Source organism: Pseudomonas sp. GP01-A4, assembly GCF_058780865.1.
In genome coordinates, this window is sequence record NZ_JBYSWF010000004.1 from 142,092 (window position 1) to 161,645 (window position 19,554).

The 19,554-nt window shown below is 66.9% G+C and carries 20 protein-coding genes; 3 read left to right on the top strand and 17 right to left on the bottom strand.

The annotated features are described in order from the left end of the window. Positions 1 to 12 precede the first annotated feature (12 nt). The 15 genes from AC3WKX_RS04720 to AC3WKX_RS04790 all read right to left on the bottom strand — a co-directional run bounded on the left by AC3WKX_RS04720 (position 13) and on the right by AC3WKX_RS04790 (position 12,523). The gene (locus AC3WKX_RS04720; RefSeq protein ID WP_102604189.1) at positions 13 to 366 is read right to left on the bottom strand and encodes a hypothetical protein; all 354 of its coding nucleotides are present in this window, start codon (positions 364 to 366) and stop codon (positions 13 to 15) included. After that, on the bottom strand, positions 363 to 1,769 hold the full coding sequence (locus AC3WKX_RS04725) for an integrating conjugative element protein (protein ID WP_102604188.1): 1,407 nt from the start codon (positions 1,767 to 1,769) through the stop codon (positions 363 to 365). The genes AC3WKX_RS04720 and AC3WKX_RS04725 overlap by 4 nt, the downstream gene beginning before the upstream one ends. A 10-nt stretch (positions 1,770 to 1,779) precedes the next feature. Further along, positions 1,780 to 2,724, bottom strand: coding sequence for a TIGR03756 family integrating conjugative element protein (locus AC3WKX_RS04730; RefSeq protein ID WP_102604187.1), 945 nt, complete (start codon positions 2,722 to 2,724; stop codon positions 1,780 to 1,782). Next, positions 2,721 to 3,170, bottom strand: a complete 450-nt coding sequence (locus AC3WKX_RS04735; RefSeq protein WP_102604186.1) for a TIGR03757 family integrating conjugative element protein — start codon at positions 3,168 to 3,170, stop codon at positions 2,721 to 2,723. Before AC3WKX_RS04735 ends, AC3WKX_RS04730 begins: the two co-directional genes overlap by 4 nt. Before the next feature lie 164 nt (positions 3,171 to 3,334). After that, positions 3,335 to 3,829, bottom strand: a complete 495-nt coding sequence (gene radC, locus AC3WKX_RS04740; RefSeq protein WP_102604185.1) for a RadC family protein — start codon at positions 3,827 to 3,829, stop codon at positions 3,335 to 3,337. Between the two features lie 195 nt (positions 3,830 to 4,024). Next, a complete protein-coding gene (locus AC3WKX_RS04745; RefSeq protein WP_102604184.1) occupies positions 4,025 to 4,768 on the bottom strand; it encodes a DsbA family protein in 744 nt (247 codons plus the stop codon). Positions 4,769 to 4,781: 13 nt separating this feature from the next. Further along, on the bottom strand, positions 4,782 to 7,670 hold the full coding sequence (locus AC3WKX_RS04750; protein WP_102604183.1) for a conjugative transfer ATPase: 2,889 nt from the start codon (positions 7,668 to 7,670) through the stop codon (positions 4,782 to 4,784). Next, a complete protein-coding gene (locus AC3WKX_RS04755; protein ID WP_102604182.1) occupies positions 7,670 to 8,104 on the bottom strand; it encodes a TIGR03751 family conjugal transfer lipoprotein in 435 nt (144 codons plus the stop codon). The genes AC3WKX_RS04750 and AC3WKX_RS04755 overlap by 1 nt, the downstream gene beginning before the upstream one ends. Further along, positions 8,085 to 9,518 (bottom strand): TIGR03752 family integrating conjugative element protein, encoded by a 1,434-nt coding sequence (locus AC3WKX_RS04760; protein WP_102604181.1) that lies wholly within the window; start codon positions 9,516 to 9,518, stop codon positions 8,085 to 8,087. The genes AC3WKX_RS04755 and AC3WKX_RS04760 overlap by 20 nt, the downstream gene beginning before the upstream one ends. Beyond that, entirely contained in the window at positions 9,508 to 10,422 is a 915-nt protein-coding gene (locus AC3WKX_RS04765; protein WP_102604180.1) for a TIGR03749 family integrating conjugative element protein, read from the bottom strand. The genes AC3WKX_RS04760 and AC3WKX_RS04765 overlap by 11 nt, the downstream gene beginning before the upstream one ends. Continuing rightward, positions 10,419 to 11,111: a PFL_4703 family integrating conjugative element protein gene (locus AC3WKX_RS04770; protein ID WP_065085010.1), complete on the bottom strand. Its 693-nt coding sequence runs from the start codon at positions 11,109 to 11,111 to the stop codon at positions 10,419 to 10,421. Before AC3WKX_RS04770 ends, AC3WKX_RS04765 begins: the two co-directional genes overlap by 4 nt. Continuing rightward, positions 11,108 to 11,518 (bottom strand): TIGR03750 family conjugal transfer protein, encoded by a 411-nt coding sequence (locus tag AC3WKX_RS04775; protein ID WP_047526675.1) that lies wholly within the window; start codon positions 11,516 to 11,518, stop codon positions 11,108 to 11,110. Before AC3WKX_RS04775 ends, AC3WKX_RS04770 begins: the two co-directional genes overlap by 4 nt. A 12-nt stretch (positions 11,519 to 11,530) precedes the next feature. Continuing rightward, the gene (locus tag AC3WKX_RS04780) at positions 11,531 to 11,899 is read right to left on the bottom strand and encodes a TIGR03745 family integrating conjugative element membrane protein (RefSeq protein WP_047526673.1); all 369 of its coding nucleotides are present in this window, start codon (positions 11,897 to 11,899) and stop codon (positions 11,531 to 11,533) included. A 22-nt stretch (positions 11,900 to 11,921) separates the two neighbouring features. Continuing rightward, positions 11,922 to 12,161, bottom strand: a complete 240-nt coding sequence (locus AC3WKX_RS04785; RefSeq protein ID WP_031754987.1) for a TIGR03758 family integrating conjugative element protein — start codon at positions 12,159 to 12,161, stop codon at positions 11,922 to 11,924. Further along, positions 12,158 to 12,523 carry an integrative conjugative element protein, RAQPRD family gene (locus tag AC3WKX_RS04790; protein ID WP_102604179.1) on the bottom strand — a complete coding sequence of 122 codons (366 nt, stop codon included), beginning with the start codon at positions 12,521 to 12,523 and terminating at the stop codon, positions 12,158 to 12,160. Before AC3WKX_RS04790 ends, AC3WKX_RS04785 begins: the two co-directional genes overlap by 4 nt. Before the next feature lie 31 nt (positions 12,524 to 12,554). On the opposite strand from AC3WKX_RS04790, the gene AC3WKX_RS04795 reads away from it, so the two are divergent. From AC3WKX_RS04795 to AC3WKX_RS04805, 3 genes are all read left to right on the top strand, one after another. Further along, entirely contained in the window at positions 12,555 to 12,947 is a 393-nt protein-coding gene (locus AC3WKX_RS04795) for a helix-turn-helix domain-containing protein (RefSeq protein WP_442600695.1), read from the top strand. Between the two features lie 208 nt (positions 12,948 to 13,155). Next, on the top strand, positions 13,156 to 13,815 hold the full coding sequence (locus AC3WKX_RS04800) for an SNF2-related protein (RefSeq protein ID WP_457285771.1): 660 nt from the start codon (positions 13,156 to 13,158) through the stop codon (positions 13,813 to 13,815). A 114-nt stretch (positions 13,816 to 13,929) separates the two neighbouring features. Next, on the top strand, positions 13,930 to 16,557 hold the full coding sequence (locus tag AC3WKX_RS04805) for an AAA family ATPase (protein ID WP_102604178.1): 2,628 nt from the start codon (positions 13,930 to 13,932) through the stop codon (positions 16,555 to 16,557). A 91-nt stretch (positions 16,558 to 16,648) separates the two neighbouring features. Here AC3WKX_RS04805 and AC3WKX_RS04810 read toward each other — a convergent pair whose 3' ends face one another. Together AC3WKX_RS04810 and traD are read right to left on the bottom strand one after the other, a co-directional pair. After that, on the bottom strand, positions 16,649 to 17,398 hold the full coding sequence (locus AC3WKX_RS04810; RefSeq protein WP_102604177.1) for a TIGR03747 family integrating conjugative element membrane protein: 750 nt from the start codon (positions 17,396 to 17,398) through the stop codon (positions 16,649 to 16,651). Next, entirely contained in the window at positions 17,395 to 19,551 is a 2,157-nt protein-coding gene (gene traD, locus AC3WKX_RS04815) for a type IV conjugative transfer system coupling protein TraD (RefSeq protein ID WP_102604176.1), read from the bottom strand. The genes AC3WKX_RS04810 and traD overlap by 4 nt, the downstream gene beginning before the upstream one ends. Positions 19,552 to 19,554 lie beyond the last annotated feature (3 nt).

The window sequence follows — 19,554 nt, forward strand, 5'->3', positions numbered from 1 at the left end:
TGCCTCCCGGTCTCAGCCGTCCCGCAACAGTTGGCTGGCTTCCAGCGCGACCACGGCGATCACGGCCGCGGTCTCCGTGCGCAGCAAGCGCTGATGCGTCTCGCGGGACGGCTCCCGCCGCAGCAGGCGCCGGCGCATCCACCACCAGCCATAGGCCGTCGCTCCGTAGAGGCACAGCCGCCACACGAAGAAGTGGCCGGCGTGCGCTTGCAGCCAGTGCTGCCAGCCGTCGACGTCGCCGACCACGTGGATGCCGGCGATGTTCACCGCCACCGCGGCGGCCACCACCAGCAAGGTCCACAGCAGTGCCACGCCGACGCGGCGGTTGAACAGCCATGGCAGCCGCAGCCAGGTCAGCCGGCTCACGGCGTACCGCTCCGCGGCTTCTGGACTTCCCGCAGCCGGTCGCGCGTGGTGTCGCCCTCGAAGATGCCGCGCGAGCCAGCGGCGCGGGTGCTGTGGCGCTGGACGATCGCCATCGCCGAGTTGCCGGCCAGCGTGCGCCGCAGCTCAAGCTCAGTCTTGAGGTTGTTGATCTCCTGCTCCAGCGCGCTGTTCTCCTGGTCGACCGCCTGCACGGCCAGTTCGTTGGCGGCGACGTTCGGCTCCTTCTTGCCGGTCAGCAACGTGCGTTGCAGCAGCAAGGCCTTCTCCAGCACGCTGGACAGCGCCGCCTCCGACGCCAGGCGCTTGCCCAGTACGTCCTGGTCGGGTTCATCACGCAGGGCCTCGATCACGCCGCGGGTGATCGGCAGCGAGCTGCTGCCGGCCGCGTCGAGATTGGCCGGCGTCGTCGGCCGGGCGCCCGTCACCAGCTCCTGCAGCACCTGCAGCTTGGTCTCGTACTCTTCCTGGATCACTGGTGTGAGCCCGACGCCAGGCGTGGTCTGGGTCTTCGTGCAGTTTTCGCAGGTGCGTTGCTCGCGTTCGCCCAGCACGCGGTTCGCAAAGACCGCGGCCGCGCCAGGCGACGACCAGGTCTGGCAGGTCAGGCGGTTGCCGCAGGCGCTGCGCGCGATCGACGAGGTATCGGTGGCGCTGCGCCCGTTGAGCAGGTTGTAGCCCGCGCGCGTCACATCGCCGACCACCTTGATCGAACTCTGACCGGAGCCGCCCGCGTTGCCGCCGCCGACCCATGGCACGCCGTTGTTCCCTTTGTTGGACTCGGCCTGCTCGATGGCGGAGACGGCATCGGTGCTGCTGACCGCATCCCGCAGCGCCATCCCTTCGGCAAGCTGGTCCCAGCCGGCTTGGCCGCCGGCCATGTCCGCCATCCGATTGGCGATGGCCCGGCAGGTCATCTTCGAGCGGTCGAAGTCCAGGCGCGCCTGGAGGATGCCGTTGGTCAGCAGGTTGTAGAGCCCGGGGTCGGCGCGCTGGATGATCAGCGCCGGCAGCGAGGCCACGGCGCTGGTGGCGTTCTGGATCACATTGCTCATGATCGTCTGGAAGCCGTTGGTGATGCCGTTGAGCTGGTTCTGCAGTGTCGTGGTGATGCTCATGTCGCCGCAGATCAGGTTGCTGTTCCAGCCGATCCCCACGCCGATGCTCTGCATGTTGCCGGCACCACCCATCGACACGGCCCGGCCGCCGCCGATGCTGTAGAGCACGTCGTCGCCGATCACGCTGCCGCTGACGTTCACGCCATTGGGATCGATGCGGGTCTGCGCCCAGGCGACGCCGACGACCAGCGTGATGGCCGCCACGAGCAGCGTGGCCCGCAGGTGCGACTTCGAGCGGCGCAGGAAGTCAGGGAGGGATGCGTTCATCGTGGGTTCCTCACATGAAATCGACGCTGCCGAGGAAGACCTGGCCACGGCGCCGGCAGCAGGAGTAAGGCCGCCACAAGGCCCAGGCGTAGTCGCCTTGCTGGGCCTGCACGCGGGTGCGGCTGTGCGGGAAGACCACGCAAGTGTTCGAGAGCGTGGGCGTCAGCTCCTGCCACTTGCCCGTCGATGCGTCGGTCTCCATCAACGCGCCGGCCGGCCAATACCCGTCGCGGGCGTTGGCCAGCAGGGGCTGGTACACGTGAATCTGGTTGCGGCGCGTCACGATGTCGCCCGCGCGCTGCGCGACCACGGCGCCGCTCTGGTGGTCGTCGGTCTGCTGCAGGAAGCCACCGCGGGGATATACGTTGCCCCAGAGGTTCAGGCCGGTGCGCGTACCGATTTCGCGCCGACCGGGGATGAGCGCTTCGGGGTAGAGCGCTTCCGGGATGTTGTAGCGCCAGGCCAGCGTGTCGAGCGTGCTCAGCAGATACGGCTTGAAGGCAGTGCCCGCGCCTTCGCAGGTGTAGCCGGAGGCGCTGGCGAACTGGCTGAACACCATCCCGGCCGGATGGCCGATGACATCGGCGTTCTTGAACTTGGCGAGGTTGTTCTCGTTGTCATGATTGGTCGTGCCGTCACCGCCAGCCTTGGCACTCGGATTGGGCATGCTCATCGCCCTGACTTCCAGCCACGGGTTTTCGCCGGTGTTCGAGTAGCTCGACACCACCGCATCGGGGACGTAGTGGCGCACCTTGACGGAGGTGCGAACCGAGCAGCCGAATGGCGTGCAGTACAGCCAGTAGCAGATTCCGACTACGCGGTATTCGAGGCAGTCGGGGGACAGCGCCGACGAGACGATTGTGGCGCTGTCCAGGGCGAACGTCGACGTGGCCGCGCTCAGCAGCAGCGAGGCGACGGTGGCGCGCAGGCGCCGGGAAGCCAGCAGGAGGCTCATGGCTGCGTGCTCCGGTAGGCGTTGATGCGCGCGACGGCGCGGGGCACGTCGGGCTCGCCGTAGACCACGTAGCGTCGATCGACCACCACGGCGGGAATCTTGGCGATGCCCAGCCCCCAGGCATCCGCGACACCTTGGTAGGCATGGCCGATGCGGCGTTGCAGGGCCTCGTCGCCGTCATGAAGCCGTTGCCGCACCAGGGTCGCGGCCTGTTGGGGGTCGGCCGGCAGGTGCGCCGCGAGTTCGCCCTCGATGCGCGTGGCTTGGTCCAGCTCGATGACCCGCACGCCGGCCGGGGCCTGCACCGGATGACGGCTGTCGGTGACGACGAGCACATCGGCGGCCGCCACGATGGGACCGAGCAGCGCGGCGCACAGTCCAGCGGCCAGCCGGGCGGCCAGGGGGCGCCGCGAGGCGGCAGGAAGGTTGAGGGAATGAGCCGGCATGTCGCGCCTCCGCGGAGTCGATGCAGACTCGTAGTCGAGCGCAACGCAGATCAGAGAACGACAAAGAAACCGAAACCGGTCAGTCCCGATTTCCTGTGCACCGGCGAAAGGAAACGGGAGCCAAGGGCTCCCGTGGTGATGAAATGAATGTGCGTGGGGTTCTGCTACAACAAGCCGGCTTCGGCGAACGAGTACGGGCTGCCCTTGCCGACGATGAAGTGATCCAGCACCCGGACATCGACGGTGGCCAGCGCGCTCTTCAGCCGCTCGGTGATCGCACGATCAGCGGCCGAGGGTTCGGTGTTCCCCGAGGGGTGCTGATGCGCCAGGATCAGCGCCGAAGCGTTGAGCGCCAGCGCACGCTGGACCCCCACCCTCGGATACACCGAAGTCTGGTCTACCGTGCCCTTGAACAGCGGCTCAAAGGCGAGCACCTGGTGCTTGTTGTCGAGAAACACGACGGCGAAGATTTCGTTCGGCTCCGCGACCAGTTTCAGGCGCAGGTAGTCGCGCACGGCGGCGGGACTGCCCAGCGCCGGACCGGCCTTGAACACGCGGTTCTCCAGCAGGGTGATGGCCTGCTGGATGATCCAGTCTTCGTGCTGGGCGGCGATCAGGGTGAGCGACTCCGGGCGGGAGTCGGCGATGACAAGAGACATGGCGAACCTCCAATGGATGAGATCGGAGGGCGCCTGCCCCTGGAGGGCAAACCCTCCTGGGGACGATGGGGATGGAACAGGTGACGAGCGGGCATCCACCACCGCGGATGCGGTAGCTGTTCGCGTCTAGGGATGCGATGCGAACGGGTTTCGATCAACGCGGACAAGCCGCGCCGCAGCCTTGAAGATCGATGGCTACCTGGGCATGTCACCGGCAACGCCGGCGGGCATGTCTGGGGAATGGGCGGGTTCCGCTACGGTCGTGCTGCCGGCGGTGAGCAGGTCGATGGCCGACAGCAAGGCATCGCCTTCGACGGGGCCGTGCAGCAGGAGGGTCTTGCCGGACTCGCGGTCGCGCAGTTGCAGGGCCGGCGTGGCCGCGATGCCCTGCTGTGCGGCTTCCACCGCCTGGGCATGGATGACGGCATCCGGGCGCTCGCTGTCGAGACAACCCTGCATGGCTGCCGTGAGGTCGGGATAGCGCAGGCCCTCCGGCAGGCCCTGGCCGTCGCCACGGGTGTTCGAGTAGAGCCACGCCACGGCCTGCCAAAACGTGGCATGTCCACCAGTCTCGCCCGCGCACTCGACCAGGCGTGCCCCGGCAGTCGCGGCCGGCTCGTGCATGGACAGCGGCAGGTGGTGCCACTGCCAGTTCACCTCGGGATGGGCGTCGATCCAGCGCTTGAGCGCGGGGAAGTAGGCCCGGCAGTACGGACACTCCAGGTCGGCGTACCCGACCACCGTGAAGCGCGCATCGGCACGGCCATACAGCCAGGGCGGGCCAGCCGGTTTCGACGCTTCGGACCGGGCGGCGGCCAAAGACATGGGCTCGGTTGCCGGATGCGGCGCGCGCGGCAGCATCCACGAGGCAACCGCAATCGTCACTACGATCAGCAAACCGATCCAGGGATGACGGCGGGCGAATGAAGGCATGCGCATCGTGTTGCTCCCGTCAGGCCAACGTGTCCAGCGCCAGAGGTTCGATGCCCCGCGCACGGTCGATCTTCTCGGCCACGCGGAAGGCGGCATCCAGTTCGCTGATGCCGTGCTGCTGCATCAACTGGAAGCGTTCGGCCTTCTCCTCGGGCTCGGTCATCGCCATCGCCAGGTAGAGGCTGGGTGGCACGGCGCGGAACAGCACCTCCATCGACTTGGACAGGATGACGCCCTCGCTGAACTTGCCGGCCTCCTTGCGGGCCGAGAGCATCAGCGCCTTCTGCGAAGCGTTGAGTTCGCGGTAGCGCGCGATCTTCTCGACTTCATCGGGCGGCATCGACAGGCAGATCCACCACTCGATCATGTTGAGCATGGGCTCGGCCGCTTTCGGCAAGTCGTCCAGGTTCTGCGTGGCGAGCCAGAACCAGGCGCCGAGCTTGCGCCACATCTTGGTGATCTTGACCACGTAGGGCGCGAGCAGCGGGTTCTTCGTGATGATGTGGCCTTCGTCCGTCACGTTGATGATCGGGCGGCCCAGGAACTGGTCGCGTTCGGCGATGTTGTTGACGGTGTTGATGAGTGAGATGTAGGCAATCGAGAGTTGGGCGTTGTAGCCCTCGCGCGCGAAGGTGGCCAGGTCCACGATGGTGATGTCCGCCTCGGGCCACGGCGTGCCGGACCGGTCGAACATCTCGCCGTCCACGCCCTGGCAGAACATATCCATGGCGTCGGCCATCTCCAGCAGTCGTGCGCGGCGCATCTCCGGCAGCGTGGCGTCGCGGGCGCGCTCGCGCAGCGCGTCGCGCACATCGCGCGTGAGCACCGTGCATCTGTCCGCCACGCAATGCTGGGCCGCGTCGAGAATGCACTGGCGGATCAGGCTGCGGTCGGCGCGCGTCATGCGCGCTTCTTCCTTGTCCTCGCCGCCGGTGATCATCAGTCGTGCAGTGATCTCCAGCTCGCCCAGCACGTCGCGCTGCTCATCGCCTTCCACGGCCATGCCGGCATCGGGCTGGCCTTCGTCGAGCGCATCGGCGTCCAGCGTCTGTACCTGGCTCGGCGTATCGACCAGGCGCCAGGCGTCGGCGAACGGAGCCAGACTGACGCCCGCGCCCGGCGCGAGCTTCACGCGATGCACGGTGAGGCCCAGCCGTGCCGCGAAGTCGCCGAACAGGCCGAAGCTGTTGCCCGCCTCGACGATGAACAGGCGCGGCCGATAGATCGCCGTCACCTGGTTCAGGATGTTGTTGAGCGTCGCGCTCTTGCCCGAACCCGTGGGGCCGAACAGGAACAGATGCGCGTTCATCTGCCGGTCGAGGCGGTTCAACGGATCGAAGGTGATCGGACCGCCGCCGCGGTTGAAGAACGTGATGCCCGGATGCCCCGTGCCCTGGCTGCGGCCCCAGACAGGCGCCAGGTTCGCCGCATGTTGCGCGAACATGAGCTGGGTGTACCACTGGCGCTTGTCGGCAGCCGGATCGAACACGCATGGCAGCCAGCGCAGATAGCTGTTCAGCGGCGCCACCTCGTCCTCTTCGCGTACCGGTTGCAGGCCGGCGTTGAGCATCACGTTGACGAGCTGCAGGCCGCGCGCATCGAGCTGGGCCAGGTCGCGGCCGCGAAGGTAGAACGCCAGCGCGCCACGGTAGAGCTTGTGCGCGCTGCCGATCAGGCCGCGCGCCTGCTGCACATCCTGCCGGGTCTGCTCCGAGGCCAGGGTCTCGCCGACGGCCTTCCTGGCGAGGTGGTTGAGGTGCGCCTCCAGCACGTCCTGGGGTGTGGCGACGAGCGTCAGGCACATCACCGTGTCCTCGGGCATCTGGTCGAACAGCGCGTTCATGGCGTCGCCGCCTTTGCGCGTCTCGCCCGTCAGATGGCCCGTCCCGGGTGGCGTGCGCAGGCGATCCATCACGATCACCCGATGCGGCATGCCGTCGAAGAACCACAGGCCGTTGGGCACGTCCGAACGGGGCTGGCCGAAGAACAGGCGCTGCGCGAAGTCGGTACCGCTGGCGAGTTCGATCTCGCCCTCCTCCCGCTCTTCCGGGTAGCGGGTCAGCGCGTAGAAGCGTTCGCGGTCTTCGGCAGCGGCGCCGAGCATGATCGGATTCGGGTTGAACCAGCGCAGCAGCCAGGCGTGGATGTCCGCCGCGCCGAGCCGTCGGGCCTTCACGTCGGCATTCGCCAGCCCGCCGACGAGGCGGTCGCAGATAGTGGTTAGCGCCTGCTCGGGCGACTGGCCGCGCCGCGGGGCCGGGGCCGCGGACGTGCGGCGGTAGACCACCATGCGCACGCGCCGCACCTGGCCGCGCCACGGCAGGCGCGTCACCGTGGTGTCCTCGAACAGGCCACCCGGCTTGGCGATGGCCCGCAGGTGATGGGCGAAGAAGCGCAGGTAGAAGTCGCTGAACGCGCTGCCCTGCGCACGTGGCTGCAGATAGTTCGCCAGGGAGCGCAGATAGTTGTCCCAGTCGGCCTCGTCCTGGGCGTAGAGCTGCACCACCCAGGGGTTGTCGTCCAACTCGTTGAAGGAGTCCTGCAGGGCGTTCTCCAGCGCATCGCGCGCCTGCCATAGCCAGGCCATCTCGCGGCCCTCGGTGCCGACCGGCGCCAGCTCGAAGAAGGCCGCCACCGACTGGCCATCTTCCAGCAACATGCACTTGCTGCCGGGCAGGTACTCGACCCAGGGCAGCAAGTCCGCGAACGACGGCGCGACTCCATAGAGCGCATCGTGGTCGGCCTGGGTGGCCGGCCTGCGCCGGCCCCGGTCGAGCGCGCTGCCCGGCTCGGCGATACCCTGTGCTGCCAGCGCCGTTACGTGCCGTGCCCAGGCATCATCGGTCGCATCTACGGCGTCAGCAGGCGATGCGTCGCCCTTGCGTGACCACGGCAGCGACCAGGCCATCAGTAGTCCTCCACGCGCTCGCCCGGCATCGCGTACTGCACGCGCTGGTAGAGCGGGAACACCGTGCTGTAGCCGGGCACCGGCACCGGGTCGGTGCCCGCCAGGTGCGGGAACACGTACATCACCAGGTCGGGGTTCGGCAGGCGGTGGAACTGGCGGTGAATCTCGTTCTGCGCGGTACGGGTGTAGCGCGCCTGCATGTCCGGCGCTGCCTGCACATCCGCCTCGGTCAGTGGCCGGCGCAGGCCCTGGCGCGCATCGAGCAGTTGCCGGGCGGCTTGGCCGCCGCCCGCGCTGCCGCCGGTCTCCTGATGCCAGATGTCGAGCATGGTGCTGTCGCCGTGCGGCAGCAGCTTCTCCTTGCTGGTGGCGCAGCCGCCGAGCAGGGTGGCCGCCAGCAGCACGGCGGCCGCGTCAATCCAGATCCGAGGCATGGGCTTCTCCGGTGCGGTGGTGGACCCGACGCCCCTTGGCGTCGTAGTCGATGTCGAGCGGTTGCTCCAGATGCACGGCCACCCTGGCGCCGGGCTGCACGTAGACCGCCGCGAAGGCCTGGCCGTAGAGCTTGTTGACCCAATCGGCCATGTCGCGCACACCGCCCGCGAGGATGCGGCCCATCGCTTCATTGCCGCTGATGCCGACGGTGCCCAGCGAGCCGTTGCTATTGGCGACCACGGCCACGCTGCCGTTGTCGGACTTGATGAGCGAGGCCGCGCCGGCGCCGGCCGCGGTGATGAGCGCCTGGCTGCCCAGGTACTGCTGGGCGTTGCTGCGCCGCTCGCCGCTGACGCAGGGAATGCCGTAGGGGTCGCTGATCCAGCCCAGGCCGCCTTGGATGCTTGCGCCGTTGTGACCCGAGTTGCCGCCGCTGTTACCGCCCTTGCTGCTGTCCTCCGGCACCGTGCGGATGGTGCCGTCCTGGAACACGAACGTGACCGAGCGGATTTGCCCGCGCACGCACGAGAGCGTCCAGTCGCCCGAGGCCGTGCCGCTGACCACGGCGCCGGCCACGTCGGGGATGTCGATGCCGTTGGCCGTGAGGTTGTCCGGGCCGATCAGCACCTTGAACGGGTACGGGTCGTTGACGGTTCCATCGATCGGCACGCGCCCGATCAGCGCCGTCATGGCAATCGATCCCATGAGCGTCGAGTTCGACGGCACCGAGTAGACAGCCTTCGTGGATGCGCCCACGGCGCGGCTGCCGACGTCGGCGACGGATTCCACTGCGGCCGACAGGCTTTTCTGGGCCGGCCCGAAGCTCAGGGGAAAGCTCGGCTCCTTGCTGCCGTTCTTGGCGTCGACCTTGGCATCGTCGGGCTCGACCCACTGCGTGCCACCGACGCCGCGGTTCAAGCGCTTGCCGTCACCCTCTTCCAGCCCCAGTCCGACGGGCAGGTCGGAAGGGCCACCCTTGCTGGCAAGGCCGTCCAGTTGCCGCTGCAGATCCTGCAGCAGCCCCTGGGTCTGCTGCCTGTCGCTGGCCACCTGGTTGCGCTCCTGCTCCAGGCGGTTGCGTTCGCCTTCCAGCGCGCTCTGGATGCGTTGGTCGATCGCGCTTTCCCTTGCACGCAGGCGCTCGTTCTCGGCCTTGTGCTGCTTGTTGTCGCCGAGCGCGCTCTGCAGCTCGGTGCGCAACTGCTTCACCTGGGCCACCAGCGTGGCGACGGTATCGCGTGGCGTGTCGCCTGCGATCCCCAGGGCTTTCATCTCCTCGGGTGTGAGCGTACTGGCCGCGCCCTTGGGGGCGGGTTGGCCGCCGGGGGCGCCGGAGAACAGTTTGATGCCGACGAACACCAGCAGCAGCGCCATCGGGATCAGCAGCCACTTGAGCAGCGGATTACTCTTCATCGCGCGCTCCTCCGGTCGAGCCGGCCGCGGCGGCCGGCGGCAGGTTCACGGTGGCGTCGATCTGGCTCAGCGCCGGCAGCAGTGACTCGGCCAGGCCGTGGCCGCGCGTGACCAGGTAGAGCACCGTGGTGTCGGACGGGTTGCCGGCCGGGCCCAGGTTCGGATGCTGGAAGGTCGCCGCCACGAAGTTCCCCTGCAGGGCGCGCGGGTCGAGGTCGAGCCAGCGCGCGGCGGTGTTGGTGAGTCGCACGGCCGTCACCCACAGGTCTTCCAGGCGCCACGCGGCCAGTGCCCGCGCGTGCACCGGCAGCGTCGGCAGCAAGGTGTCCAGCGCGAGGTCGCGGCGCAGGTTTACGCGCCCGATGCCGGCGACCGGCTCGACGGTGCGCAGCGGTGCGTACAGGTTCTGCGCGGCATGGCGCGTCAGCACGACCGGTACCGACGTTTCGCGCCGGGGAGCAGGCTTGTCTACGGGCGCGTCGGCCTGCTCGTCCGCGCCGCTTGCTGCACCGCCGCCGTAGCGCTTCGCCGGGGCTTCCGCTTCCACGATGCGCACCGGCTCCAGCGGCGCCTGGCCGTCCTTCGCCGGCTCGGCGGCGATGTCGAGCAGGATCAGCGCGCCGGATTCCATGTCCTGCAGTTGCAGCCGCGTGGGCGGAATCGGCTCGCTCGCCCGCAGGTAGATCGCGCCGCCCGCACTCTGCACACGCAGGTGGTCGCCGACGCTGGCCGGCACGCCGACGCGCACATTGCGGTCGATGAAGACCACGCGCTCCTGGCCGACCACCAGCGGCACCGGCAGGGGCAGGCGCTCCCAGCGCAGGATTTCCACGGCCTGGCTGGCCGGCACGAAACCGAGGATCAGCAGGACGCCGGCCAGGGCCGACAAGGCAACGGGCTTCATGGGGAGTCTCCCTGCAGGTGGCCGGAGGCGTTGGCGGGCGCGCCGGCCTGGGTCGGCGTCGGCGGCGGTTCGATGCGCTGGGGTGCGCTGGCGTAGCAGTCCAGCGCCAGGCCGAAGGGGTTGCGCTCGGGGTCGATGTCCAGCCGGACGACCTTGATGGGGTAGCGCACCAGAGCGCGCTTGACCTGCTCGGAGCCGTAGTATTCGTCCGCGCTCACGTCGAGCGTGACGATCCAATCGCGGTCGGAAACCACCTTGACGCGCGTGGCCGGATCATCGCCGTAGCCGCGGCCGGGAATCTCATAGATGCCGCGCACGCGCTGACGCAGCTCGCCACTGGCGCGCCGGTACTCGTAGTCCTGTTGCAGAAAGGCCCGGCAGCTCGGCGTCAGGTAGGCCGACAGCGCGCGCAGGTTGCGCGGGTAGTCTTCTTCGCCGTTCGTGGGCCAGCGCTGTACCTGCTGCCAGATGTAGAACGAGAAGGCATACACGCTCTCGGGCGGCACGTCCCACCACTTGCGCGTGCTGCCCGAGCGCAGGTCCGGCGGCACATGGATGGTCAGACTCTTCGGCGCACTCCACCAACCGAAGCCGAGCAGCAGCGCCACCACGAACAACGCGCCGGCCCCCAGACGCAGCGTCTTCACGTGCGCCTGCAGGTGCGCAACCTCGTTCTTGAAACGGCTCATGGCGCACCTCGATCGGTGTTGCGCCGGGTAGTCCAGTAGCCCGAGCGGGTGATGAGGCGCTGCCCGCTCAGGTACGCCGCCAGCGCCGGGTGCCGTAGGGCCAACCGCCACTGGAGCTGCCGGTACAGCCAGGTGTCGGGCCGGCCGCGCTTCTGCGCGCGCAGGAAGCCGCCGCCGACAAAGACGCCCAACGCGATGCCGGCGACGATCAGCGTGGGCACCATGGCGATGCTGTGCGTGAGCCAGGCCAGCGGCAGGCCGAGCACGAACCCGGCTGCGGCCGACAGGCCGGCGCAGATCCACAACTCATCGGCGGTCAGCCCGCGCACGACCACCGGCTGGCGGTTCAGCCGGTGCGGCAGGAAGGTCACCAGTGTGTCGCGCGGGGTCTCCGAAGGGACGTCCATCGCTTGCCGCCCTCACAGCACGCCGGTTGCCTTGGTGAGCAGCCAGATGCCGACCACCAGCAGGATCGCGCCCACGGCGACCGTCAGGCCGAACTGGCCCCAGGTGGCGCGGCCGGTGTGGATCTCCGAGTAGCGCGTGTAGGCGTGATAGCAGACACCGACGAACATCGAGGCGACCACGAGCAGCGCGATCAGCAGCACGATGTCGTAGCCGTAGTTCTGTAAGGTCTGCAGGATGCCGCTGCCCTGGCCGCGCGATGGGTCTTCCATGGTCGGCAGGCCCTGCGCGAAGGCCGACAGCGGCAGGCCCGCGAGCGCCAGCGGCAGCAGCGGTGCGGCGATGCGGGACGGAATGCGATGGGGTGTCGATGGCGTGTTCATGGCGTATGGCCTTTCGTGACGGTCAGGAGAGGAGGAAGAAGGTCAGCACCAGGTACATCGCCACGAAGCGCACGACGACAGCGAGGAACTGACGTTCACTGATGCGGTGCTCGGCCCAGCCGACGTAGGCAGTGCGCATGGCCCACACGCCCCACAGCAGCAACACGGCGAACACGAAAGCCAGCACCACGGCAGAGACGGCCGAAGGCGCAAAGCCGCCGTTGGCCTGGAAGGCGGCGACCTGATCGGCAGAGGGCGTCATGGCGATGGCTCCTCGTCGTCGGCGCGGTCGCGGCGGACGTAATCGCCGGCCAGCGGGACGGGATCGCGCGGCTGGGCGCGCTGGGGCACGAGGTAGTCCTGCAGGCCGGCGCGAACGCGCTTCAGGTCGGCACGCAGCCGGGCGTAGTCGAAGTGGTAGCGGGCACGTTCCTGCGGAGCGGTACTGGCGGCGTGCTCGGCGAGGCGGTCGATCAGGTCGAGTTGGCGGGTGAGCGCCGCGAGCTGCTCACGCTCCGAGGCGAGGCTGTCGGCAGCGACGGCAGGCTGCAGCGCCGAGAACGACACAGCCAACACCACGGCAAGCGCAGGCCATGCGGATGTGCGGCGGTTGGTCTGTCCCATCGTGCCATTCCCCGTTGAAGCGGATGGCCAGATGCTGTGGCGCGCTCTCGCTTTGCGCCGCAGGGAATGGGAACTACGGCACGACCGGATTTGTTGGTCGCGCTGGCCGGCATTCGCGCAATGCCTGGTGGATTTCTTGTTGGCTAGCGCCTACCACCTTTTGGTAGAATTGAGCAAACTTGGCAATCCAAAGTCACGAAAGACCAAACCAGATGGTTTTCAGATGAGTGAAGTCGATAGCGAGATCCTCACGCTTGAGGAGGTCGCGGCCTACCTCAAAGCCGGAAAACGGACGGTCTATCGCCTTGCCCAGAAAGGTGAGATCCCGGCGTTCAAGCTTGGAGGTACTTGGCGCTTTCGCCGCTCAGAGCTGGATCGCTGGATCGCCGACAGCATCAGTAAGAAGCCGGCGGGGGCGGAATGAGCCAGGGCCTGGCGAGCCCCCGTAACGCGCTCGGGGAGAAACAAGGGGAGGATTGCCGTTGACAACACCGCAGCTTCTGACGCCGCACCAGAGCCAGTACTTTGCTTGGCTGCTGACCAGGCGTGCAGCAGGCGACTCCGTGGAGTCGCTGGCTTCGACCTTGGTCGATTCGCAAGTCGATCTGAATCCCCATCAAGTCGAGGCCGGCTTGGTCCTTTCCCAACGCTGGGCCGAACGGCGGCGGAAGGTCCTCATCATCGTTCCGGCGAACCGGCGCAAGCAGTGGCACCAGGAGCTGCAGGACAAGTTCGGCCTACAAGGGCTGATCCTCGAAGCCCAAAGCTACAACGCAATCCGAAAACAGGAGCGGCAGAACCCGTTCCTGTTCGCGTCCGGTCCGATCATCTGTTCCTATCAGTTCGCGAAGGCTAAGGCTGACGATGTCAAGGGCATCGACTGGGACTTGGTCGTCCTCGACGAAGCCCATCGCCTCCGTAACGTCTACAAGACCAGCAACGTCATCGCCAAGACCCTCAAGGAGGCGCTGTCGCGCGTTCACTCCAAGGTGCTCCTGACCGCGACGCCGTTGCAGAACTCATTGCTCGAACTCTATGGGCTGGTCAGCTTCATCGATGACCGCGTGTTCGGAGAAGCGACCATCTTCATGGTGGAGACCAAGGCACGCGCCGACATCAACACCCAGGAAGTTCAGGCCAAGGCCGCTGCCGCCATGCGCTGGTGCAAGCACGCTTCCGATCATGCGGCGAACGTAGGCACCAAGCTCTGGAAGTACCTGCTGGTGTCCCATGACGAAGTCAGCGAGTCGAAACGGATCACGGATTACCTGCGCTTTGAGGTCAAGGCGTAATTGAGTTGCCCTCGATCGACTTCGGTGAGCAAGAGCGATACCGGCAAGGCACCCAGGCGGCGCGAAATCGCCGCTTCACGGGCATGATGAACCGGCAGGGAAGAGGAACAAGAAATGCAGAAGCCCGCCGCACAGCAGAAGACCGTCTTAGAGACGATTCTGGACTGGTCAAAGGATCGTCCTCTCTGGCAGCGTGTCGCCCTGCGCCGCATCATCGCAAACGGCCGTCTGACGGAGGCCGATATCGGCGAACTCATGGACCTTTGCAAACAGGGCAAAGGTGCCCCCGCAGGCGCGCTGAAAGCGGTACCGCTGGAGAAGGCCCACCTTCCGGCCAACCCCGGTCAGACCGCCGCGGTATCGCTTCTGTCGATCGCCGACGTGACCGGCGTGAACAACCTTGCCGCCGGCCAGACCCTCGGCTTCGAGCCGAATGGAATCACGATCATCTACGGCGACAACGGTGCGGGCAAGTCCGGCTACGCACGAATCCTGAAGCGCGCATGTCGTGCAAGGCATGCCGGAAAGATCGAACCCAATGTGTATGCCGATCAGCCCCCGAAGCGCGTCGGCGCGAGCATCGCGTACGGGGTCGGCGGTGTGCCGCAGCCGGTCGAACAGTGGCAGAACGGCGCAAATCCGCATGCAACGCTGTCAGCGGTGAGCGTGTTCGATAGCGACTGCGCCTCCGTGCATATCCGCGAGAAGAACGAAGTTGCATTCCGCCCCTTTGGCCTGGACGTACCGGATGAGCTTGCTGCAGCCTGCCAGGCGGTGAAGGATGCCCTCGCAGCTGAGCAGAAGCAGCTTGAGAAGGCCCGCAATCCGATCTTTGCGGCGCCGAACTGGAAGGCCACCACGGCCGTGGGGAAGGCGCTTGCTGCGCTGAACGCCAACACAGACGCAAAGAAGATCGAAGCCCTGGCGGCGCTCTCGGCAGACGAAAGCGCCCGTCTCGAGCGCCTGCGGGAAGACCTGTCGAAGAATCCGACCAAGGCAGCGGCGGAACAGACCGTCAAAGCAGACAACGTCATGCGGCTGATTGCCGCAGTGAACAGCTTTGCAGCCAAAACCACCGATGAGGAGCTGCTGGCAGCCGCTGCCCTCGCGAGGGACGCACGGTCGAAACGGGACGCTGCACGTCTTGCCGCGGAGAAGGCCTTCACGGGCGAACCCCTTGCCGGCGTCGGCGGCGAGACGTGGCGGGCGCTTTGGGATTCCGCCCGACGCTACTCGACGGAGATCGCCTACCCCGGACAGCCGTTCCCGCCGTCGGCGGAAGACGCGCATTGCATGCTTTGCCAGCAGCCATTGGAAGCTGAGGCACGTGCACGGATGGCACGCTTCGAGGATTTCATCCAGAAGGACACGGAACAGCTGGCACGCGAGGCAGAGAAGGCAGCTCAGACCGCACGGCAGACCATAGCTGCCGGGGCAATCGGCACACGGGCGGTGAAGGCTAGTCTTGACGAGCTGGGCCTCCAGAATGAGGTGCCGCAGCAGCAGACGCGCCGCTTCATCGCCGCAGCCCGGCTGCGGCGCCACGTTCTGCTCAAAGCCCTGGGCGGAAACGGCGAGGTACAGCTTCCGCCCGTTCCACTGTCGCCGCTGCCTGATCTCGGCCAGCTTCAGACCACGATCCGCAACTACGCCGCCGAGCTGCGCAAGTCCGCTGACGCGGATGAACGCAAGAAGCTCGAAGCCGATTTCGCCGAGCTGAGCGACCGGGCGCTGCTCGCCGGCATGCTGCCGGTCGTCACTGACGAAATACAGCGGCTGAAGACAATCCAGTTTCTGACCGAGTGTGCGGGCGACACGGCGACGAACACCATCACCAAGATGGGCAACGACATTGCCGACACCGTGATTACGCCTCGGCTGCGCGACAGATTTCAGGAAGAGATTGTCAGGCTTGCGGCCTCGAAGGTTCGCGTCGAAATCGTGCGCTCCGGCGGCAAGTACGGCTCACCGCAGTATCAGGTGCGCCTCTTCGCCAAGCCGGATGCCAAGGTCCACGAAATCCTGAGCGAAGGGGAAAAGACCTGCGTGGCGCTGGCCGCCTTCATGACCGAGCTTGCCACCGCAATGCACCGCTCTGCTCTGGTCTTCGATGACCCGGTGTCCTCGTTGGACCATCGCTGGCGAGGGCAGGTGGCCAAGCGTCTCGTGGAAGAAGCGGAGAACCGCCAGGTCATCGTCTTCACGCATGATCTGGTGTTCGTGAACGATCTGAACGACCACGCGACGAAGACCGGGCGGGCAGTGCGGCTCACGACGCTCAGTCGTGGCGCCGCGGGAGCCGGTATGGTGGCCGACGGCCTGCCCTGGAAGGCCCAGAGCGTCGAAGATCGCATCGACAAGCTGGAGAAGGCGGCACGTGCGGCAAAGCTGCTGCATGACAACAACCAGGAAGACGAGTACGCGGTCGAGGTGGCAAAGCTCTACAACTCGCTGCGCGCCACATGGGAGCGCGGCCTGGAGGACATCGCTTTCGTCCGCGTTATTCAACGCCACAGGGACTACATCAACGCCAAGGACCTGAAGAAGGTCAGTGCGCTCACCGAGGCTGACTGCGATGCTTTCGCCGCCGGATTCAAGAAGTGCTGCGACGTTGTTGACGCACACGATCCATCCAGCGGTAGGAATGCTGCGCCGCCACCACCCACTGATCTCTTTCAGGACATCCAGGCTTTGAAGGACTGGACCGCGTCTCTGCGAGACAGGCAGAAGAGGATTGCTTGAAACGTATTCGTTCACGCCAATGCTGGCGTACTTGACGAAGCAGAGAACCGAAACTATGGCATCGTTCATCTGACCTGGCGCAGGGCTGCAGCTACAGATACTTCTTGAACGTCGCCGCCGCAATGCACACCGCCACGCCGAGCAATGCGGCGCTGGGCAGCAGGATCAGCAGCGGGTTCACGCTGACCGGCAGTGCCAGGTAAGTCACCCACGGCAGTACGGCCAGCGGGATCAGGCTGGCCCTGGCTCGGTGATAGATGAACCCCGACTCGCGTCCCGCGCCGAAGCGGCGGATGTCCCGGCGCACCAGGCCGTCCACCAGCCCGACGAAGGCGGCCATCAGGAACAGCGGCAGGGTCAGGCACAGCACCAGCAGCCGCACGAGGAAGACCAGCGTCGTGTAGGCCGCCGCGATCAGGTAGCTCTCCACGTTCACGTAGACCAAGCCGATGTAGTAGCGGAAATCCTTGGTCGAGCGATGGCTGCCGGCGCTGGCCTGCGCCGAGGCGTCGCGTATCCAATCCAGCAGACCGCTTTTCACGAACAGCCAGTCGTAGCCCTGCTCGACCAGCCGGTGCGCGGTGCGCCCCGGCTCCTGCACCAGCGCGCTGCGCGTGAAATGCGTGGAGAGCTGATCCAGCTCGTAGTGCAGCATGCCCTGCGCGTGGCGCCAGCCCTGCTCGGGCCAGAAGAAGTGCATGCCGACGCATTCGATCAGGATGCACAGCAGCAGCGCGCCGCACAGCACGCCGAAGAAGCGGAACGGCAGCGTGACAAGGCCGGCGATCAGGCCTTGCTGTCGTTGCTGCTGGCGCTGGGCCGCGACGGCCGGATCGCTCATGCTTCGGCCTCTTCGGCCGCGGCCATCTGCTTGAAGTCGTCCAGCAGGTCGTCGGGCAGCGCCTTGTCCTGCAGGCCGGGGATGCCTTGGTTCTCCCACCAGTCTCCTGCCTCGACGTAGTGCTGCCGCATGTAGCCGGCCAGCTCCTGCAGATCCTTCGGCATGGCTTCGTCGGGGTCCGGTGCCGGTAGCGGCATGCGGACCTTCCAGAGGTTGCCGCCCTCGATCAGCGCGAAGCACTGCCCCTTGGGCAGCGCCACCACATGCGCCGGCTCGATCAGCGGCACGCTGTTGCTGCTGATGCGGTCATGGGTGTTGGACGTGAACGCGGTATTGCCGTACGGGTCGGAGCTGTCGGTGGCGCCGCTCATCAGTGCCGTGGCGTACACCTCGACCTTGGGCAATTGTCGCGTCAACAGTTCGGCGGTGGCGGTCTCGCGCACGCGCAGCATGAACAGGTTGTTGAAGTTGCCGACCACCTGGCCGGCCTTGGCACGATTGCCGATGCGCGCCTCGATGTCGCTCAAGGTCTGCGTGTAGGCCGTCACCTGCACGCCGGCACCGCCGCCCTTGTTGACCATCGGAATGAACTCGTCGCCCATGAGTTCATTGAATTCGTCGGCGTGGACGTTGATCGGAATCTTGGCGCCCACCGCGGCGCCGGGCAGCCCGTCGTCGATGCCAAACTTGTAGATGTGGCCGGCAACCGAGACCAGGTCGCTGAACATCGAGTTGCCCACCGCCGCCGCGACTTCGGCGTCGGACAGTGCATCCAGCCCCACATAGACCACCGCGCGTTTGCGGATGACCTGCATCCAGTCGAAGATCGGCCGCGGGTCGGACAGGTCGGAATAGTTCGGTGCGAGCAGTTGCGCGATCTTGCCGGTGGTGAGCTTCTCCAAGAGCGGCAGCAGCGAAGCGACGATCTTGTCGAAGTACGTCCGGTCGTAGCGCACGGCGCTGCGCAGGCCGTCGAGCACCGGGTCATAGACGCGCACCTGGGACAGGTACTGTTCGAGCGCCACCACGCGCTTCTCGCGCCCGATCATGTTGCGCGGGATGTTCTTGTCGTTCAGCTTCGCTTCGAGCTGGACGATGACCTCCCAGGCCTTCGGCTCGTTCTTGGCGAAGTAGTGCTGGGCGTACTCGATGAACAGCGCGTCGATGTTGATGACGTGGCGCTGGATCAGCAGGTAGTCGGGGCGCTGCCCCAGCTCCACCAAAGCACGCGCGATGATGTTGACGAAGCGCCAGGCGAACTCGCGGAACGCGGCGCTGTTGCCTTCGCCCGAGAGCTGTCCGGCGATGCGCGTGGCCACCTCGGAGATCCGCCCGAACCGGCCCACGGCGTTGTAGCGCGCCGAGATGTCCGGCCAGCCCAGATGGAACACGTAGAACTCGCCTTCGCGCCCGGCGCGCTTGGCCTCGACGTACATGCGCTTCAACAGGTCCGCATCGCCCTTGGGGTCGAAGACGATCACCACCTCGTGCTCGCCGCGGACCTTGCGGCGGATGTCCTGGGTGATGAACAGCTCGGCCAGCCGCGTCTTGCCCACGCGCGTGGTGCCCAGCACCAGGGTGTGGCCGACGCGCTCGCCCAGCGGCAGGGTGACGTCGACCTCGTGCGGCTCGATGCCGTGCAGGCGCGGCATTCCGCCGACCGGCGGCAGCGGCCGCGCCGGGTTGAGCGGGCTGTCCCAGGCCAGCACGCGCGCCAGCTTCGAGACGGGAAACGGCGCGAACTCAAGCCGCTCCTCCAGCCGCCGGGCGGCCCGGTAGATCGCCGTCGGCTCGACGTAGCGGCGGAACTCCGGCCGGTAGGTCTGCATCAGCCGGTGCGTGTGTCGCTGCTCCCAGCGAAAGCCACGGCCGACGAACAGCCGTTGCTGGCTCACCGGCACGTCGCGGCTGGTCATCACGTAGCGCGGCAGGCGGCGGATGTTGCGGCGATAGCGCAGGATCGCCCAGGCATCGTGCAGACGAATCGCGCCGAAGGTCAGGAAGGCCAGCGCCGAGCCCAGGCCGAGCAGCGGGTTCAGCGCGAGCGACCACGGTGCCACCAGGCACAGAATCGCGGCGCTGGTGCAGACCGCCACGGTATGAAGCTCCACCGCTGGCCGCAGCAGAACCTCGACCGCATGCGGTTGGGCCATCTG